17 protein-coding genes are annotated in these 16,203 nt (G+C 64.1%); 11 read left to right on the plus strand and 6 right to left on the minus strand.

All coding sequences use genetic code 11. The annotated features are described in order from the left end of the window. Positions 1 to 246: 246 nt before the first annotated feature. From HU720_RS24640 to HU720_RS21475, 5 genes are all read right to left on the minus strand, one after another. Positions 247 to 1,005, minus strand: a complete 759-nt coding sequence (locus HU720_RS24640; protein WP_186522617.1) for a fimbrial protein — start codon at positions 1,003 to 1,005, stop codon at positions 247 to 249. Between the two features lie 147 nt (positions 1,006 to 1,152). After that, on the minus strand, positions 1,153 to 1,881 hold the full coding sequence (locus tag HU720_RS21460) for a molecular chaperone (RefSeq protein WP_186522619.1): 729 nt from the start codon (positions 1,879 to 1,881) through the stop codon (positions 1,153 to 1,155). 62 nt (positions 1,882 to 1,943) lie between these two features. Next, entirely contained in the window at positions 1,944 to 2,489 is a 546-nt protein-coding gene (locus HU720_RS21465) for a fimbrial protein (RefSeq protein WP_186522621.1), read from the minus strand. Positions 2,490 to 2,646: 157 nt separating this feature from the next. Continuing rightward, entirely contained in the window at positions 2,647 to 3,057 is a 411-nt protein-coding gene (locus HU720_RS21470) for a PA2817 family protein (RefSeq protein ID WP_186522623.1), read from the minus strand. A gap of 166 nt (positions 3,058 to 3,223) precedes the next feature. Further along, positions 3,224 to 5,671, minus strand: a complete 2,448-nt coding sequence (locus HU720_RS21475) for an acyl-CoA dehydrogenase (protein WP_186522626.1) — start codon at positions 5,669 to 5,671, stop codon at positions 3,224 to 3,226. A gap of 234 nt (positions 5,672 to 5,905) precedes the next feature. Between HU720_RS21475 and HU720_RS21480 the strand changes: the two genes are divergently transcribed. From HU720_RS21480 to HU720_RS21490, 3 genes are all read left to right on the plus strand, one after another. Next, on the plus strand, positions 5,906 to 6,529 hold the full coding sequence (locus HU720_RS21480; protein WP_186522628.1) for a glutathione S-transferase: 624 nt from the start codon (positions 5,906 to 5,908) through the stop codon (positions 6,527 to 6,529). Positions 6,530 to 6,673: 144 nt separating this feature from the next. After that, entirely contained in the window at positions 6,674 to 7,606 is a 933-nt protein-coding gene (locus HU720_RS21485) for an ABC transporter ATP-binding protein (RefSeq protein WP_186522630.1), read from the plus strand. Beyond that, a complete protein-coding gene (locus tag HU720_RS21490; protein ID WP_186522632.1) occupies positions 7,603 to 8,382 on the plus strand; it encodes an ABC transporter permease in 780 nt (259 codons plus the stop codon). The genes HU720_RS21485 and HU720_RS21490 overlap by 4 nt, the downstream gene beginning before the upstream one ends. Here HU720_RS21490 and HU720_RS21495 read toward each other — a convergent pair. Next, positions 8,266 to 8,907, minus strand: coding sequence for a DUF2062 domain-containing protein (locus HU720_RS21495; protein WP_186522634.1), 642 nt, complete (start codon positions 8,905 to 8,907; stop codon positions 8,266 to 8,268). The genes HU720_RS21490 and HU720_RS21495 overlap by 117 nt on opposite strands. A gap of 143 nt (positions 8,908 to 9,050) precedes the next feature. Between HU720_RS21495 and HU720_RS21500 the strand changes: the two genes are divergently transcribed. From HU720_RS21500 to murB, 8 genes are all read left to right on the plus strand, one after another. Continuing rightward, positions 9,051 to 11,243 carry a DNA internalization-related competence protein ComEC/Rec2 gene (locus HU720_RS21500; protein WP_186522636.1) on the plus strand — a complete coding sequence of 731 codons (2,193 nt, stop codon included), beginning with the start codon at positions 9,051 to 9,053 and terminating at the stop codon, positions 11,241 to 11,243. 179 nt (positions 11,244 to 11,422) lie between these two features. Beyond that, positions 11,423 to 12,058 carry a MotA/TolQ/ExbB proton channel family protein gene (locus HU720_RS21505; RefSeq protein WP_186522637.1) on the plus strand — a complete coding sequence of 212 codons (636 nt, stop codon included), beginning with the start codon at positions 11,423 to 11,425 and terminating at the stop codon, positions 12,056 to 12,058. Beyond that, on the plus strand, positions 12,055 to 12,489 hold the full coding sequence (locus HU720_RS21510; protein WP_186522638.1) for a biopolymer transporter ExbD: 435 nt from the start codon (positions 12,055 to 12,057) through the stop codon (positions 12,487 to 12,489). Before HU720_RS21505 ends, HU720_RS21510 begins: the two co-directional genes overlap by 4 nt. Further along, positions 12,489 to 13,493 (plus strand): tetraacyldisaccharide 4'-kinase, encoded by a 1,005-nt coding sequence (gene lpxK, locus HU720_RS21515; RefSeq protein ID WP_186522639.1) that lies wholly within the window; start codon positions 12,489 to 12,491, stop codon positions 13,491 to 13,493. The genes HU720_RS21510 and lpxK overlap by 1 nt, the downstream gene beginning before the upstream one ends. A 43-nt stretch (positions 13,494 to 13,536) precedes the next feature. After that, the gene (locus tag HU720_RS21520; protein WP_049861532.1) at positions 13,537 to 13,722 is read left to right on the plus strand and encodes a Trm112 family protein; all 186 of its coding nucleotides are present in this window, start codon (positions 13,537 to 13,539) and stop codon (positions 13,720 to 13,722) included. Continuing rightward, positions 13,719 to 14,483, plus strand: coding sequence for a 3-deoxy-manno-octulosonate cytidylyltransferase (gene kdsB, locus HU720_RS21525; RefSeq protein WP_186522640.1), 765 nt, complete (start codon positions 13,719 to 13,721; stop codon positions 14,481 to 14,483). The genes HU720_RS21520 and kdsB overlap by 4 nt, the downstream gene beginning before the upstream one ends. After that, entirely contained in the window at positions 14,483 to 14,947 is a 465-nt protein-coding gene (locus tag HU720_RS21530) for a low molecular weight protein-tyrosine-phosphatase (protein ID WP_186522641.1), read from the plus strand. Before kdsB ends, HU720_RS21530 begins: the two co-directional genes overlap by 1 nt. Next, a complete protein-coding gene (murB, locus tag HU720_RS21535; RefSeq protein ID WP_186522644.1) occupies positions 14,944 to 15,963 on the plus strand; it encodes a UDP-N-acetylmuramate dehydrogenase in 1,020 nt (339 codons plus the stop codon). Before HU720_RS21530 ends, murB begins: the two co-directional genes overlap by 4 nt. The last annotated feature ends 240 nt before the right edge of the window (positions 15,964 to 16,203 follow it).

The following is a 16,203-nucleotide window of genomic DNA, read 5'->3' on the forward strand; positions in this document are numbered from 1 at the left end:
CGGGAATAGCTCAGTTGGTAGAGCACGACCTTGCCAAGGTCGGGGTCGCGAGTTCGAGTCTCGTTTCCCGCTCCAAACATAGAAAACGCCACTCTTCGAGTGGCGTTTTTTTTTGCCGTTCGAAAAGTGCCTGCCTGCACTGTTAGCGGATTTGCGCCGGTTGGCGCCGGGCTTATTCGACGCTGCGGTAATAGAGCACTTGCGCCCTGGCATCTGGAAGGTTTTGCAGATGCCAGGGCGCCCAGCTTACTGGTAGCTGACAGTGAAATTCAGCGCACCTTCGGCAAGGCCGGGGGTTACCTTGGCCGCCGTCTGGTAGAAGCGCGCCTGGAAGTCCAGCTGGGTGATGCCGATGTTCAGCCGCTTGACCGGCACCTCTTGTTCCAGAGGCATGGGCGTGCCGTCGGCTCGCTGCATCTGTATACCAATACCGGTGGCCGTGGAGTTGCTGGTCAGGCTGAACAACCCGAGGGCTCGGTCCACGGGTGCCGAACCGCGGATGCCGTCGAGGCGGATGTAGGCCGTGGCGGCGCTGGCGTTGCTGTCGTCCTGGCAGTCATTCAGGCGGATGTGGAATGGCACCGTGCGGGCGTTGCCGGGTGGCGCGGGGAAGTCGGTCAGGCTGTAGTCGCCCAGTTGCACCGGGTCGGCACTCACCGCATCGGCACGCAGACTGCACTGGGCATGATTGACCGTGGTCTTGAGCCGGAAGTCCAGTACCTTGCCCATCTGGTCAAGGATGCCATGGAAGAGTTCTTCGTCGATGGTTTGTGGGCCCGGAGCGATCGGGCCGGTCTTGACCAAGGTGAGCTTGACACGCATGTCCCCCATTTGCGTGGCGAACACGGTCTGCCTGCGCAAACCGCCGCGATACGGGATTGCCGTCAGGGTGCCAGGGTCGGCAATGAAGCGGTTGCTGTTAGCCACCAATGCCCCGTCGTAGGGGGTACCTAGCGCGATGGTGACCCCGATACCGGGTACCCGGTGCGTTCTGGCAACGAGCACGTCGTAACCAGCCTGACCAAGGCTTTCCTGCAGCGCCTTCAGGTGAACAGCTCGTTTACCATCACAGCGAGGTTGAGCTTCGATGGCGGCGAGAGCTGGTCTCATCAGCGGACACTCAGCATGGTGCTGATCGCCTGACGGCCCTGTTCAGCGAACAGGGGCTGTACGCGTGAGAGCAGGCGTTACCCCGCCGTGGTCATTGATGATGTTGAAGGTGACGTCGATCTTTTTGCTATCGGTAAGCGGTGCCGGCAACGGATAGTGCTGGCGCCCCAGGGGAATGGCCATTTCCTTCGGGTCCAGGGCTATGCCGTTGACCTCCAGGCGGCCGAAGGTGAAGTGGAAGGGCGACGGGTTGTCGACCACTAGCAGGGGCTTGCCATCAAGGCGCTGCACGGACCATTCCAGGTCGCCGAGCCGGCTTTGCGGCAGCTCCTTGAGCTGGGTGGGGCGATAAAACACTTTGATCCGGGTGCGCAAGGCGATGTTCAGCACATTGCGGGCCTCAGGGGCGCGCTCGGGCAGTTCCTGGACGTTGAAGTAGAACAGCGACTCGCGATCATCGGGCAGCTCATTGGGCAGCACGTTGATCTGCACCACTTGTTCGCCACCCGGCTCCAGGCGGAACAGGTTGGGTGCGGTGAGCATGGGGACTGCGGTGGTGGTGTCGTCGGCGGCTGTGTTGACCCAGACCTGCGCGGCAAAGACGCTCTTGCTGGGGTTGGCGACCACCAGCGAAGAGCTGCGCTTGTTGCTTGGGTGTACCACGCGTGTACTGTCGATGGTCAGTGCCGCGTGCGCGGACTGCGCGAACAGCGGCAGGCACGTGGCGAGCACTGCCGCACGCATGGAGTGGCGGCGAATCGGAGTGGGCATTGCGCTGGACCTGGCAGAAGGAAAACGGTGTCCAGGCACCCGAAGGTGCCTGGCGCGGAAGATCAGCGAATATCGACCAGGAAGTCGACGCTGGTCTCGATCTGCCCTTCAGTGACTGTGGCGGCAGTGGTCTGCAGCGCGGCAATGAAGCTCATGTCGGTGGGGGCGGTGGCGCTCAGGTCGAACGGAGCAGATTCCTTGCCTGGTTCGACCAGGGCGTTTTTACGGTCCTTGATTTCCATGACCATGCCGGTGGTGTAGCCGAGGCCGCTTTGCAGCGAATACAGCTTGCCGCTCGGGTCGGCGCCAAAACGTGGCGAGAAGGTGACGTAGGCTTTTTTGGCCGGGTCAATCAAGCAGGTGGCATCTGGAGTGACACGCAGGCCGAAATGCACGGCTGGCGTCTTCTGGCCGACGGCGGTGAAGTCTTTGGTGCGGAAGTCGCCCAGGTGGACACGTGGCAGGGCAGGGCCGCCCGGGGTGACGACATCAATGGGGCAGGTGCCGCCAGTACTAACGGTACCTTGGAAATTGATGATGCCGGTTTCAGCCATGGCGGCGCCGGCGCTGAGGCTGAGGGCCAGTGCAGCGATAGTCTTCTTGATCACGATGTAATTCCGAATGAAGTGGTCGAGGTTTGACTGCCCTCAGGCTCGGTGTTTGAGCCTGACAGCAGAGGCCGGCAGATTAGAGGGAGGCCCCGGTAGGGTATGTAGGCTAAGTTCCTCGGCGCTGTCGGCAATGTCGGCACTTCATTCGGCAGGGTCAGTGAGCGCTGCCTGGGGCCGGCTGGCTGAGCATCTGTTTGTGCTGGTGCCAATCGAATGGCTGGCCGTTCTGCTCAGCCTCGTAGCGCAGTTCTTCGAGCTGCTGGTACACAGCCAGTTCATCGTCCGGCATGAAGTGCAGGCAGTCACCGGCGAAGAACCACAGCAGGTCGCGGGGAACCAGGTGGGCGATCTGCGGGTAGCGCTGGATCACCTGGCAGATCAGGTCCTGGCCAAGGTACTGGCTTTCGAGCGGGTCCTGTGGCAGCAGGGTCAGCAGTTCATCGAAGCGGTCGAGGAACAGGCTGTGGCTCTCCTCCGGTACCTGCTCTGCTTCGCCCAGTGCGACCAGGATGGTGCGCAGGTGTTGCAGCAGTTGCAGGTGGTATTGCAGGTGGGGGTTGGCCATGGAGAGGCTCCTCGGTGGTTGAAACAGGGGGGCGCAGTATACGCCAATCGCGGGGCAAGCCCGCTCGCCACCCCTGTGCGGTTTTCACCGTTCAGCCGTAGTTGCCTGGATACCCATGCTCATCACCCACAGGGTTGGGCCCAATCAACAATGCGGCTGAGCGCGATCACCGAACCTTGCCCGGCTCAGCCAGCAGTTGCTCCTTGTCGAACGCATCGACATCGATCACCACCCGTCGGGCATGCTCGGCGCCCTGCAATTGCTGGGCTTCAGCCGGCTGTAATACGCCAGCCTGCAGCGCCGCATCGAGCACTGGCTGGCCAGGCTGCGGCGTGACGGTGCCGTCCTTGAGCGCCTGGTGCAGGCGTGCCTGCAGCGGAGCCACTTCATCGAGCAGGTCGCAAGCCCGTTGCAGCGCCGCTACCGGGTCGCCCTCGGCTTGCGGGCGGAAGCAGCCGTCCAGCAGCTCTTCCAGCGCTGCATCGCCCTGCTTGCGCCCGATCAGCTCGGCAACCTCAGCGTCCAGCTCATCGCTTGGCCCGGCGTGGCGACGGCCAAGGGGGAACACCAGCACCCGCAGGGCGCAGCCGATAAAGCGGTTGGGGAAGTTGTCCAGTAGCGCGTCCAGCGCCTGCTCGGCCTTGCCCAGGCTCTCTTCCAGCGCCCAGCGCAACAGCGGTTGCAGGTGCGCAGGCGACCCTTGGTCGTGGTAACGCTTGAGCGCAGCCGATGCCAGGTACAGGTAGCTCAGCACATCGCCCAGCCGCGCACTCAGGCGCTCGCGGCGTTTCAGCGCACCGCCGAGCAGCATCATCGAAAGGTCTGCCAGCAAGGCAAAGGCGGCCGCCTGGCGGTTCAGTGCACGGAAGTAACCCTGGCTCAAGGAGTCGCCCGGCACTTTCTCGAAACGCCCGAGGCCCAGCCCGAGCACCAGCGTGCTCGCAGCGTTACCCGTCGCGAACATGATGTGCTGCATCAACAGCTCATCGAACTCCTTCAGCGCCTGGTCGTGGTCCTGGCGCCCGGCCAAGGCCATTTCCTTCAGCACGAACGGGTGGCAACGGATCGCGCCCTGGCCGAAGATCATCAGGTTGCGCGACAGGATATTGGCGCCCTCCACGGTAATGAAGATCGGTGCTCCTTGCCAGTTACGGCCCAGGTAGTTGTTGGGGCCCATGATGATGCCCTTGCCGCCGTGCACGTCCATGGCGTGCTGGATGCACTCGCGCCCGCGCTCGGTGAGGTGGTACTTGAGGATCGCCGACAGCACCGAGGGTTTTTCGCCCAAGTCCACCGCCTTGGCGGTGAGCAAGCGCGCGCTGTCCATCAGCCAGGCGTTGCCGCCGATACGCGCCAGCGACTCTTGAATACCCTCGAAGGCGTTCAGTGGTACGTTGAATTGCTCGCGCACCCGCGCGTACTGACCGGTCACAAGGCTCGTGTACTTGGCCGCACCCGTGCCCACCGCCGGCAGCGAAATGGAGCGTCCCACCGACAGGCAGTTCATCAGCATCATCCAGCCCTGGCCGAGGCGGTCCCGGCCGCCAATCAGGTAGTCCAGAGGGACGAACACGTCCTTGCCGCTGTTGGGCCCGTTCATGAACGCCGCACCCAGCGGCAGGTGGCGCTTGCCAATCTCAACGCCCGGCGTATCGGTGGGAATCAACGCCAGGCTGATACCCAGCTCGGTCTGCTCGCCCAGCAGGTGGTCCGGGTCGTAGGCCTTGAAGGCCAGGCCCAGCAAGGTCGCCACAGGGCCCAGGGTGATATAGCGTTTTTCCCAGTTCAGGCGCAGGCCGAGCACTTCTTCGCCGTTCCACTGGCCTTTGCAGACGATGCCGGTGTCGGGCATGGCGCCAGCATCGGAACCTGCCAGGGGGCCTGTGAGCGCGAAGCAGGGGATGTCGTCGCCACGGGCCAAACGCGGCAGGTAATGATCGCGCTGTTCATCGGTGCCGTAGTGCAGCAACAGTTCAGCCGGGCCAAGGGAGTTGGGCACCATCACCGTCGAGGCCAGGTCGCCGCTGCGGGTGGCCAGTTTCATCGCCACCTGCGAGTGGGCATAGGCGCTGAAGCCTTTGCCACCGTATTGCTTGGGGATGATCAGGGCGAAGAAGCCGTGCTGCTTGATATGCGCCCAGGCTTCAGGTGGCAGGTCGAGGTCCTGGCCGATCCGCCAGTCGCTGACCATGGCGCACAGTTCTTCAGTGGGGCCGTCGATGAACGCTTGCTCTTGCTCGGTAAGTTTTGGCGCCGGGTAGTCGAGCAGCGTGTCCCAGTGCGGGCGGCCGCTGAACAGCTGCCCATCCCACCAGACGGTGCCGGCATCGATCGCTTCGCGTTCGGTCTGCGACATGGGCGGCAGGGTGCGCTGGAACCACTTGAACACTGGCGCTGTGAATACTTGGCGGCGCCAGTCGGGCAGGGCGATGAATCCTGCCTTGACCGCGACCAGCGCCCAGATCAGCACCAGCAGCCAGCCCGGTGCGCTGCTGAAGATGCCCATCAGCAAGGTGAAGGCGGCGACCGCACCCAGAATCTGCATGGGCGGCAGGCGCCGGTGGGTCAGGTAGAGGGTGCCGAATAACAGGACCAGCAACCACAACAGCAACATAAGTCTTCCTCCATGGAACCTTAAAGGCATACAGCCGAAACCATAGAGCTTAGACGCACTGCGGTGGACGGCCCGGTCTGACAGTGACCCCTGGAGCAGGGCGCAAGTTCTATGCAGGCTTGTGCTGGCGCAAAATCTTGGGATCTCCCACGGTGGTGTTCCCGAGGAGGGGCCTGCACGCAGGCCGACGCTGGAGTAGACTGTCCACCCTCTGCATTCACAAGGGACGCTGTCATGCTGAAAATCTGGGGTCGCAAGAATTCAAGCAACGTACGCAAGGCACTGTGGATCGCCCACGAGCTTGGGCTGGAATTCGAGTCCATCGATGCTGGCGGCGCCTTTGGCCGGGTCAACGAGCCGGACTACCGCGCCCGCAACCCCAACGGCCTGGTACCGATGCTCGAAGACGGCGACCTGACCCTGTGGGAGTCCAACACCATCGTGCGCTACCTGTGCGCCGAGTACGGCGCAGAACAGGGCTGGTACCTGAGCGACCCTCGCCAGCGGGCCAAGGCCGACAAATGGATGGACTGGACCACCTCGTCATTCGCCACGCCGTTTCGCCCGCTGTTCTGGGGCCTGCTGCGCACCCCCGAACACCAGCGCGACTGGGTGGCCATCAATGCCGCGCACAAGCAGTGCGCGCAGTTGCTGAGCATTGCCGACCAGACGTTGAGCACACAGCCCTACCTGAGCGGTGAGCACATCGGCATGGGCGACATCCCCCTGGGCAGTTTTATCTATGCCTGGTTCGAAATGCCCATCGAACGCCCCGACATGCCCCACCTGCGGGCCTGGTACGAGCGGCTCAAGCAGCGCCCGGCCTATCAGGCGGCGGTAATGACCGCCCTGACCTGATCGAACACCACGGGTGCTTCGATAGTCACTATCACTACGCGTGACTGTACTTGTGCGGCCTGGCCTTGCACCATGGCCGCATCCACTGCGCCAGTGACTGTGCCTGGCGTGCCTCGACCCTTTTATTTCGGTACCTGACCCGCTATGAGTTCTGCCCTGTCCATCCGACAGCTGACCAAGACCTACGGCAACGGCTTCCAGGCCCTCAAGGGCATCGACCTGGACGTCGCCGAAGGGGACTTCTTCGCCTTGCTCGGCCCCAACGGTGCCGGCAAATCCACCACCATCGGCATTCTCTCCACCCTGGTGAACAAGAGCGGCGGCACGGTCAACGTGTTTGGCCACGACCTGGACCGCGAGCCTGCCGCGCTCAAGCGTTGCCTGGGCGTGGTGCCGCAGGAGTTCAACTTCAACCAGTTCGAGAAGGTGTTCGACATCGTCGTCACCCAGGCCGGCTACTACGGCATCCCGCCCAAAGTGGCCAAGGAACGCGCCGAGCAGTACCTGACCCAGCTGGGCCTGTGGGACAAACGTGATGTACCGTCACGAGCGTTGTCAGGTGGCATGAAGCGCCGGCTGATGATCGCCCGGGCGCTGATCCATGAACCGCGCCTGCTGATCCTCGACGAACCGACCGCAGGCGTGGACATTGAACTGCGCCGTTCGATGTGGAGCTTTCTGACCGAGCTTAACCAGAAAGGCATCACCATCATCCTCACCACCCACTACCTCGAAGAGGCCGAGCAGCTGTGCCGCAACATCGGCATCATCGACCACGGCACCATCGTCGAGAACACCAGCATGCGTCAGTTGCTGGGCAAACTGCATGTCGAGACCTTCGTACTGGACCTCAAGCATGACTTGCCGGCTGCCCCGCAGTTGCAGGGTTATCCGTGCCGCTTGATCACCCCGCACACGCTGGAGGTGCAGGTGGACAAAGACATCGGCATTACCGCGCTGTTCGGCCAATTGGCCTTGAGCAACATCGAAGTGCAGAGCTTGCGCAACAAGACCAACCGGCTTGAGGAGTTGTTTGTGGCCCTGGTGGAAAAGAACCTGTCGAAGGTGGCCGTATGAGCGTAGAGCTGCGCACCAACTGGGTAGCCCTGAACACCATCGTCTACCGCGAAGTGCGGCGCTTTTTGCGGATTTGGCCGCAAACCCTGCTGCCGCCGGCGATCACCATGGTGCTGTACTTCGTGATCTTCGGGAACCTGATCGGCCGGCAGATCGGCGACATGGGCGGGTTCACCTATATGGAATACATCGTGCCGGGGCTGATCATGATGTCGGTGATCACCAACTCGTACGGTAACGTGGTGTCGAGCTTCTTCGGCAGCAAGTTCCAGCGCTCCATCGAGGAACTGATGGTGTCGCCGGTGTCGCCGCACACCATTCTCATCGGCTATGTGCTCGGCGGCGTGCTGCGCGGGCTGGCGGTCGGGGCGATCGTCACCTGCCTGTCGCTGTTCTTCACCCACCTGCAGGTGCATCACATGGGCGTGACAGTGATCGTGGTGTTGCTCACTGCGACCATTTTCTCGCTGCTGGGCTTCGTAAACGCGGTGTTTGCGCGCAATTTTGACGATATTTCGATTATCCCGACCTTCGTCCTGACCCCGCTGACCTACCTGGGCGGAGTGTTCTACTCGATCACGCTGTTGCCGCCGTTCTGGCAGACCGTGTCGATGGCCAACCCCGTGTTGCACATGGTCAACTCGTTCCGCTACGGCATTCTAGGGGTGTCGGATATCAGCATCGGTACGGCGATCACCTTCATGCTGGTGGCCACTGCCGTGCTCTACGTGCTGTGTGTGCGCCTGCTGGTCAGCGGCCGCGGCATGCGCGCCTGAGGCTTTGGCCAGGGCGCAGCGACATTGGCGCCGGCGCCACTGCCGGCCCACCCACCAGCGCCAGTAGAGCAGGGTGGTGCAGTAGGCCAGCAACCCCAGCAGTACGCCACAAACCACCGAACCCAGCAGAAACGGCTGCCAGACCGTTGCCAGCTGGCCGGTCACCCAGTCGACGGTGATTTCGTCGGGCAAGGTGCGCGGTGGCACCTGCATCAGCCACGCACCGGTCATGTAGGTGACGAAGAACACCGGCGGCATGGTCAGCGGGTTGGTCAGCCATACCAGGCTGACGGCAATCGGCAGGTTGCCGCGCACCGGAATCGCCAGCGCGGCAGCCAGCAGCATCTGCATGGGGATGGGGATCAACGCCGCGAACAGGCCCACGCCCATGGCCCGCGCTACCGAGTGCCGGTTGAGGTGCCAGAGGTTGGGGTCGTGCAGCAGCTTGCCAAAGAAGCGTAACGACTTGTGTTCCCGGATGCTGCTCGGGTCCGGCATGTAGCGTTTGAACATACGGCGCGGCATGTGGGCTCCCGGCGGGGTTGAAGGGGCTCAGTATGCCTTCATTGAAACGCGGCCTTGTTCAGAGTTTGTGACAATTGTTGAGCAAGGTTTTCCCCAGCATCCGCTATGCCTAGAGACGATATTGGTTTCTGGAGCTCTATCTCATGCGCAAAGGGATGCTTGCGCTGGTGCTCGGCCTCTTGTGCCTGCGGCTGTTGCCTGCGCTGCCATCGGTCGGATGGCTGGTGGCGCTGGCGCTGCTGGGCCTGGCGGCGCTGGGGACCCGCCTGCGGCTGCTGGGTTGGTTCATGCTTGGGGCGTGTTGGGCTTGCTGGTCAGCGCAGTTGGCGCTGGATGATCGTCTGTACGCGGCGCTAGATGGCCGTACCCTGTGGCTGGAGGGGCAGGTAGTTGGCCTGCCGACGCGGGGCGAGCGCGGCGTGCGTTTTGAGCTGGCGCAGCCCCAGTCGCGGCGCGCCGAGCTGCCGCAGCGCCTGCAGCTGAGCTGGTTCGAAGGCCCAGAGCTACGTGCTGGCGAGCGCTGGCGGCTGGCTGTCAGCCTGCGCCGCCCGAGCGGCCTGCTCAACCCCCACGGCCCGGATCGCGAGGCGGCCTTGCTGGCGCGGCGCATTGGCGCCACCGGCACCGTCAAGCACGGTGAACGCCTGGGCGAGGCGGCTATAAGCTGGCGAGACGGCATTCGCCAGCGGCTGCTGGCCAGCGACGCCTATGGTCGTGAAGCGGTCATCGCAGCGCTGGTGCTCGGCGATGGCGGCGGTCTTTCGCGCCAGGATTGGACCACCCTGCAGGCCACCGGCACGGTGCACCTGATGGTGATTTCCGGGCAGCACATCGGTTTGCTGGCCGGTTTGGTCTACGCCTTGGTGGCGGGGCTGGCGCGGCGTGGCCTCTGGCCCCGGCAACTGCCGTGGTTGTACTCGGCCTGCGTATTGTCGATGGCGGCTGCCTTGACCTACGGCTGGCTGGCGGGGTTCGGCGTGCCGGTGCAGCGAGCCTGCCTGATGCTTGCTGTGGTGCTGGTGTGGCGCCTGCGCTTTCGCCATATGGGCGCTGCCACGCCGTTGCTGCTGGCGCTGTCGGCGGTGTTGCTGGTCGAGCCACTGGCCAGCCTGTTACCCGGTTTGTGGCTGTCGTTTGGCGCCGTTGCGGCGCTGGTGCTGTGCTTCACCGCGCGCCTCGGCGCCTGGCGGCCTTGGCAAGCCTGGACGCGTGCGCAGTGGGTAATCGCCATCGGCTTGCTGCCGCTGCTGCTGGCGCTGGGCTTGCCGGTCAGCCTCAGTGCACCGTTGGCCAACCTGCTGGCGGTGCCCTGGCTAAGCCTTGCGGTGTTGCCGTTGGCGCTGCTTGGTACCGCGTTGCTTGGCGTGCCGGTGCTCGGCGAGGCGCTGTTGTGGCTTGCCGGTGTGTCGCTGCACGGGCTGTTCGCGGTGCTGGCCTGGGTTGCCGCGCTGCAACCTGCCTGGCTGCCCGAGCCGCTGCCTGTATGGGCGTGGTTGCTGGTTTGTGTTGGTGCGCTGCTGTTGCTGCTGCCGGCCGGTCTGCCGCTGCGCCTGCCCGGGGCGTTGCTGTTATTGGCCTTGTGGGCACCGCGCGAGCCCATCCCGCATGGGCAGGTGCAGGTTTGGCAACTGGATGTCGGCCAAGGGTTGGCGGTACTGTTGCGCACCCGCCACCACAGTCTTTTGTACGACGCAGGCCCCGCGCAGGGCGCCAGTGATCTGGGCCAAAGCGTAGTGCTGCCGACCCTGCGCAAGCTAGGCGTCCAGCAGTTGGACCTGCTGTTGATCAGCCATGCCCATGCCGATCACGCTGGTGGAGCTGGCGCGGTGCGCAGCGGCTTGCCGGTGCTGCGGGAACTGGGCGGCGAGGACACCGGCCCCGCGCTGTGCGCCAGTGGCGAGCGCTGGCAGTGGGATGGGGTGGATTTCGAGCTGTGGCACTGGCCAGGAGGGCCGTCGAGCAACGAGCGCTCCTGTGTGTTGCGGGTGCAGGCCAACGGTGAGCGCTTGCTGTTGGCCGGCGATATGGAGGCCGGTGCCGAACGGGCCTGGCTGGCGAGCACCGAAGACCCGCGTATCGACTGGCTGCAGTCGCCGCACCATGGCAGTCGCTCGTCTTCGGGCGAAGCTTTCATAAAGGCGCTTGCGCCGCGTGGGGTGCTGATTTCGCGGGGGCGACATAATGGTTTTGGCCACCCGCACCCGCAGGTGCTCGAGCGCTACCGGCGGCATGCGCTGCTGGTGCATGACACCGCGCTGGAAGGGGCGCTGGGGCTGCGCTTGGGGAGTCACGCAGGCGTGGAGGGGGAGCGTGCAGGGCGCAGGTTTTGGCGTTAGGGTTGTTCTATCCCAGGGGGCGTGAGGGCTGACAGGTGTTCGCCGAAAGGTGTCTGGCGCCTATGAGATCGAACATTTGCCAGCCTCCCCCTCCGGCACCTGATTCCCTGACCTTCGGCAGATGAGCCCTCAGCGTGCCTATGGTAGAGTGGCGGCCTTTTTCCAGGGGGATGTTAACTGTGTGGGAATTGGTCAAATCGGGTGGCTGGATGATGCTGCCGATCATTCTGAGCTCCATCGTCGCCATGGCGATCGTCGTCGAACGGCTGTGGACCCTGCGTGCCAGCCGTGTCACCCCGCCACACCTGCTTGGGCAGGTGTGGATGTGGATCAAGGACAAGCAGCTCACCAGCGACAAGCTCAAGGCCCTGCGCGCCGATTCGCCGCTGGGAGAAATCCTTGCAGCGGGCCTGGCCAACTCGCGTCATGGCCGCGAAATCATGAAAGAGTGCATCGAGGAGGCCGCCTCCCGGGTCATCCACGAACTCGAACGCTACATCAGCACGCTCGGCACCATTGCCGCCATGGCCCCGCTGCTGGGCTTGCTGGGTACAGTGCTGGGCATGATCGACATTTTCAGCGCCTTCATGGGCTCGCAGATGACCGCCAACGCCTCGGTGCTGGCCGGTGGTATCTCCAAGGCGCTGGTCACCACGGCCGCAGGCCTGATGGTGGGCATCCCGGCCGTGTTCTTCCACCGCTTCCTGCTGCGCCGCATCGACGAACTGGTGGTCGGCATGGAGCAAGAGGCCATCAAGCTGGTCGAAGTGCTGCAAGGTGACCGTGAAGTGGAAGTGGCCGGAGGCAAGGCGTGAAGTTTCGGCGCAATCGTCAGCGTGAAAACGTCGATATCAACCTGGCGTCGTTGATCGACGTGGTGTTCGTGTTGCTGCTGTTCTTTGTCGTCACCACCACCTTCACCCGCGAGACGCAGTTGCGCGTCGAGCTGCCAGAGGCCGCCAGTGCCGCGCCCGGGCAGCCCGATGAGGCCAAGCTGATCGAGGTCACCATCAGTGCTGATGGCGTGTACTCGGTGAACAATCACTTGCTGCCCAAAAGCGACCTGGACACCCTGACCGAAGCCATCGAAAAAGAGTCCGGCGGTGATACTACGCTGCCACTGGCAATCAGCGCCGACGGCAAGACCCCGCATCAGGCTGTGATCACCGCGATGGATGCGGCCGGCAAGCTCGGCTTCAGCAAGTTGCGCATGACCACCGTCGAGGCCGCGCAGGGCACTCCCTGATGGCCTTCGCTGAGCGTTTGCTCGCCGCTTGGTACAACGGGCACCCGGCCCTTGTGCTGCTGCGCCCGCTGGAGGTCTTGTACCGACGTGTGGTCACGCGCAAGCGCGCCCGTTTTTTAAGCGGCGAAAGCGCCAGCTACCGCGCGCCGGTGCCGGTTATCGTGGTAGGCAATATCACTGTGGGCGGCACCGGCAAGACCCCCATGATTCTCTGGCTGATCGAGCATTGCCGCCGCCAGGGGCTCAAGGTCGGCGTGGTCAGCCGCGGCTATGGCGCCAAGCCGCCGCAATTTCCTTGGCATGTGACGCCCGCGCAGTCGGCCGAGCAGGCCGGTGATGAACCCTTGCTGATCGTCCAGCGCACCGGCGTGCCGCTGGTGATCGACCCCGACCGTTCCCGCGCCGTGCAGGCTTTGTTAGCCAGCGATGCCCCTGACGTCATTCTGTGTGATGACGGCATGCAGCATTACCGCCTGGCCCGGGATCTGGAGCTGGTTCTGATCGATGCCGCGCGCGGCCTGGGCAACCGCCGCTGCCTGCCGGCAGGCCCGCTGCGCGAACCCGCCGAGCGCCTGCTGGAAGCGGATGCGGTGCTGTTCAACGGCGCCAATGGTGACCGCAACGACGGTTTTGCTTTCCAGTTGCAGCCATCTGCGCTGATCAACCTGCGCAGCGGCGAGCGCCGCGCACTCGACCTGTTTCCCGCCGGCCAGGCGTTGCATGCGGTGGCCGGCATTGGTAACCCGCAACGTTTCTTCAACACCCTGCTGGGGCTAAACTGGCAGCCTGTGCCGCACCCCTTCGCCGACCATGCGCCCTACAGCCGCGAAGTGCTGGCGTTCAGCCCGCCGCTGCCGCTGGTCATGACCGAGAAGGATGCGGTGAAGTGCCGGCCGTTCGCCGCCGATGACTGGTGGTACCTGGCGGTCGATGCGGCGCCGTCGCCGGCCTTCGTTACCTGGTTCGACGCCCAGCTTGCCCGCCTGTTGCCAGGGCGGGGCTGAGCCTTTTTCCCATTTTCTCGGCCTCTGGCCCCAAGGAACCCCCATGGACACCAAACTGCTCGACATCCTGGCCTGCCCGATCACCAAGGGCCCGCTCAAGCTCAGCGCCGACAAGACCGAGCTGATCAGCAAGGGTGCAGGCCTGGCCTATCCGATCCGTGATGGCATTCCGGTCATGCTGGAAACCGAAGCCCGCACCTTGACCGACGACGAGCGTCTGGACAAATGAGCCTGGACTTCACTGTGGTGATTCCGGCCCGGCTGCGCTCCACGCGCCTGCCGGGCAAGCCGCTGCTGCCGATTGCCGGTAAGCCGATGGTCCAGCATGTGTGGGAGCAGGCGCGTAAAAGTGGCGCCAGCCGGGTGGTCATCGCCACCGACGATGCCAGCATCGTCGCAGCCTGCAGAGCATTCGGCGCCGAGGTGCTGCTGACCCGTGCCGACCACGAATCGGGCACTGATCGCCTGGCCGAAGTTGCCGAGCAGCTCGGCCTTGCCGCCGATGCCATCGTGGTCAACGTGCAGGGTGACGAGCCGCTGATTCCACCGGTGATCATCGACCAGGTGGCGGCCAACCTTGCCGAGCACCCCGAGGCCGGTATCGCCACCCTGGCGGAGCCTATCGACGAGCCGCACACGGTGTTCAACCCCAATGCGGTCAAGGTCACCAGCGACAAAAATGGCCTTGCCCTGACCTTCAGCCGTGCGCCGCTGCCGTGGGCGCGTGATGCCTTCGCAGCCAGCCGCGAGCAGATCCCGGCTGGCGTGCCATACCGTCGCCATATCGGCATGTACGCCTACCGCGTAGGGTTCTTGCAGGACTTCGTCGGCTGGGGCCCATGCTGGCTTGAGCAAACCGAAGCCCTGGAGCAACTGCGCGCGCTGTGGCACGGCGTACGCATTCACGTTGCCGATGCCATCGAGGCCCCGGCTGTGGGTGTCGATACCCCCGAAGACCTGGAGCGCGTGCGGCGCTTGCTGGAGGCCTGATGCGCGTTCTGTTCGTCTGCCTGGGCAATATTTGCCGTTCACCCACCGCTGAAGCGGTGCTGCGCCACCAGCTTGAAGCCGAAGGCCTGGGCGAGCGCGTGCAGGTAGCCTCTGCCGGGACCGGCGACTGGCACGTCGGCAAGGCGCCCGACAGCCGTACTTGCAAGGCTGCACGGGCCCGCGGCTATGACCTGTCGCGCCAGCGCGCACAGCAGGTCAAGGCCGCCCACTTTGGCGATTACGACCTGGTCCTGGCCATGGACAAGAGCAACCTGGGCAACTTGCAGGCGTTGCGCCCGCACACCGCCCGTGGTGAGCTTGACCTGTTTCTGCGCCGCTACGGCGCGGCCCTGGATGAAGTGCCCGACCCTTATTACGGCGGGGCGGAGGGCTTTGAGCAGGTGCTCGACCTGATCGAGGCGGCCTGTCGCGAGCTGGTAATCGAAATCAAGGGGCGCTTATGACCGGCAACTGGCAAGAGCAGGTCTCGCTCAAGCCTTACAACACGTTCGCCATCGACGTGCGGGCGCGTTATTTCACCCAGGCCAGTAACGACGATCAGGTGCGTGAAGCCTTGGCTCAGGCCGCTGCACGGCAGGTGCCGGTGTTTGTGATCGGCGGCGGCAGCAACCTGCTGCTGACCCGTGATATCGACGCACTGGTGCTGCACATGGCCAGCCACGGCCGGCGCGTGCTGAGCGACGATGGTGCGCAGGTTGTGGTCGAGGCTGAAGCCGGTGAACCCTGGCACCCTTTCGTGCAGTGGAGCCTGGAGCAGGGCCTGTGCGGCCTGGAAAACCTTAGCTTGATCCCTGGCACCGTCGGCGCCGCCCCCATGCAGAACGTCGGCGCTTATGGTGTGGAGATCAAGGACGTCTTTGCCGGCTTGACCGCGCTGGACCGCCAGAGCGGCGAGCTGCGCGATTTTTCGCTGGTTGAGTGCGCCTTTGGCTACCGCGACAGCCTGTTCAAGCGTGAGCCCGGCCGCTGGTTGATCCTGCGCGTACGCTTTGCCCTCAGCCGTTCGCTGCTGCCCCACCTGGACTACGGCCCGGTGCGTCAGCGCCTGGTGGAGCAAGGTGTCGAGCAGGTCACGGCCAAGGCCATCAGTGCGGCCATTTGCAGCATTCGCCGTGAGAAGCTGCCGGACCCTGCAGAGCTGGGCAATGCCGGGAGTTTCTTCAAGAACCCGGTGGTGCCAGCGGCACTGGTCGAGCAGATCCGCGCAGGTTTTCCGCAAGTGGTCGCCTATCCGCAGGCTGATGGGCTGGTCAAGCTGGCCGCTGGCTGGCTGATCGAGCAGGCCGGCTGGAAAGGCTTTCGCGAGGGCGATGCCGGCGTGCATCGCCTGCAGTCCCTGGTGTTGGTGAACTACGGCCAGGCGAGCGGGGTGCAGTTGCACACGCTGGCCCAGCGCATCCAGGCGGATGTGCTGGCACGCTTTGGGGTGTCGCTTGAAATGGAGCCTAACCTGTACTGAGGCGGTTATCGGCCTTGGCAGCGATAATGATGGCTGCCTGCGAGCCTGTGGGAGCACGTGAGGGCTGGCTTGCTCGCACACGGTTCTGTGCAGGCTTGTTCTGGCCCTATCGCAGGCCCTGCTCAACCGCAACATTGCTGGTTGGTCCCAATCCTGTGGGAAATGATAGATAGTTGTGGCGAGCGGGCTTGTCCCGCGTTGGGCTGCGCAGCAGCCCCTGGGTTTTCAGGGCTGCTGCGC

The sequence above is a fragment of the Pseudomonas sp. SWRI51 genome, from assembly GCF_014268825.1.
Classification (GTDB): Bacteria; Pseudomonadota; Gammaproteobacteria; order Pseudomonadales; family Pseudomonadaceae; genus Aquipseudomonas; species Aquipseudomonas farsensis.

Coding starts and splice junctions, on each gene's coding strand:
- lpxK (WP_186522639.1), top strand. CDS start 12,489: ATGGCCTTCGCTGAGCGTTTGCTCGCCGCTTGGTACAACGGGCACCCG.
- HU720_RS21520 (WP_049861532.1), top strand. CDS start 13,537: ATGGACACCAAACTGCTCGACATCCTGGCCTGCCCGATCACCAAGGGC.
- HU720_RS21490 (WP_186522632.1), top strand. CDS start 7,603: ATGAGCGTAGAGCTGCGCACCAACTGGGTAGCCCTGAACACCATCGTC.
- HU720_RS21530 (WP_186522641.1), top strand. CDS start 14,483: ATGCGCGTTCTGTTCGTCTGCCTGGGCAATATTTGCCGTTCACCCACC.
- murB (WP_186522644.1), top strand. CDS start 14,944: ATGACCGGCAACTGGCAAGAGCAGGTCTCGCTCAAGCCTTACAACACG.
- HU720_RS21500 (WP_186522636.1), top strand. CDS start 9,051: ATGCGCAAAGGGATGCTTGCGCTGGTGCTCGGCCTCTTGTGCCTGCGG.
- HU720_RS21480 (WP_186522628.1), top strand. CDS start 5,906: ATGCTGAAAATCTGGGGTCGCAAGAATTCAAGCAACGTACGCAAGGCA.
- kdsB (WP_186522640.1), top strand. CDS start 13,719: ATGAGCCTGGACTTCACTGTGGTGATTCCGGCCCGGCTGCGCTCCACG.
- HU720_RS21485 (WP_186522630.1), top strand. CDS start 6,674: ATGAGTTCTGCCCTGTCCATCCGACAGCTGACCAAGACCTACGGCAAC.
- HU720_RS21460 (WP_186522619.1), bottom strand. CDS start 1,881: ATGCCCACTCCGATTCGCCGCCACTCCATGCGTGCGGCAGTGCTCGCC.
- HU720_RS21475 (WP_186522626.1), bottom strand. CDS start 5,671: ATGTTGCTGTTGTGGTTGCTGGTCCTGTTATTCGGCACCCTCTACCTG.
- HU720_RS21495 (WP_186522634.1), bottom strand. CDS start 8,907: ATGCCGCGCCGTATGTTCAAACGCTACATGCCGGACCCGAGCAGCATC.
- HU720_RS21470 (WP_186522623.1), bottom strand. CDS start 3,057: ATGGCCAACCCCCACCTGCAATACCACCTGCAACTGCTGCAACACCTG.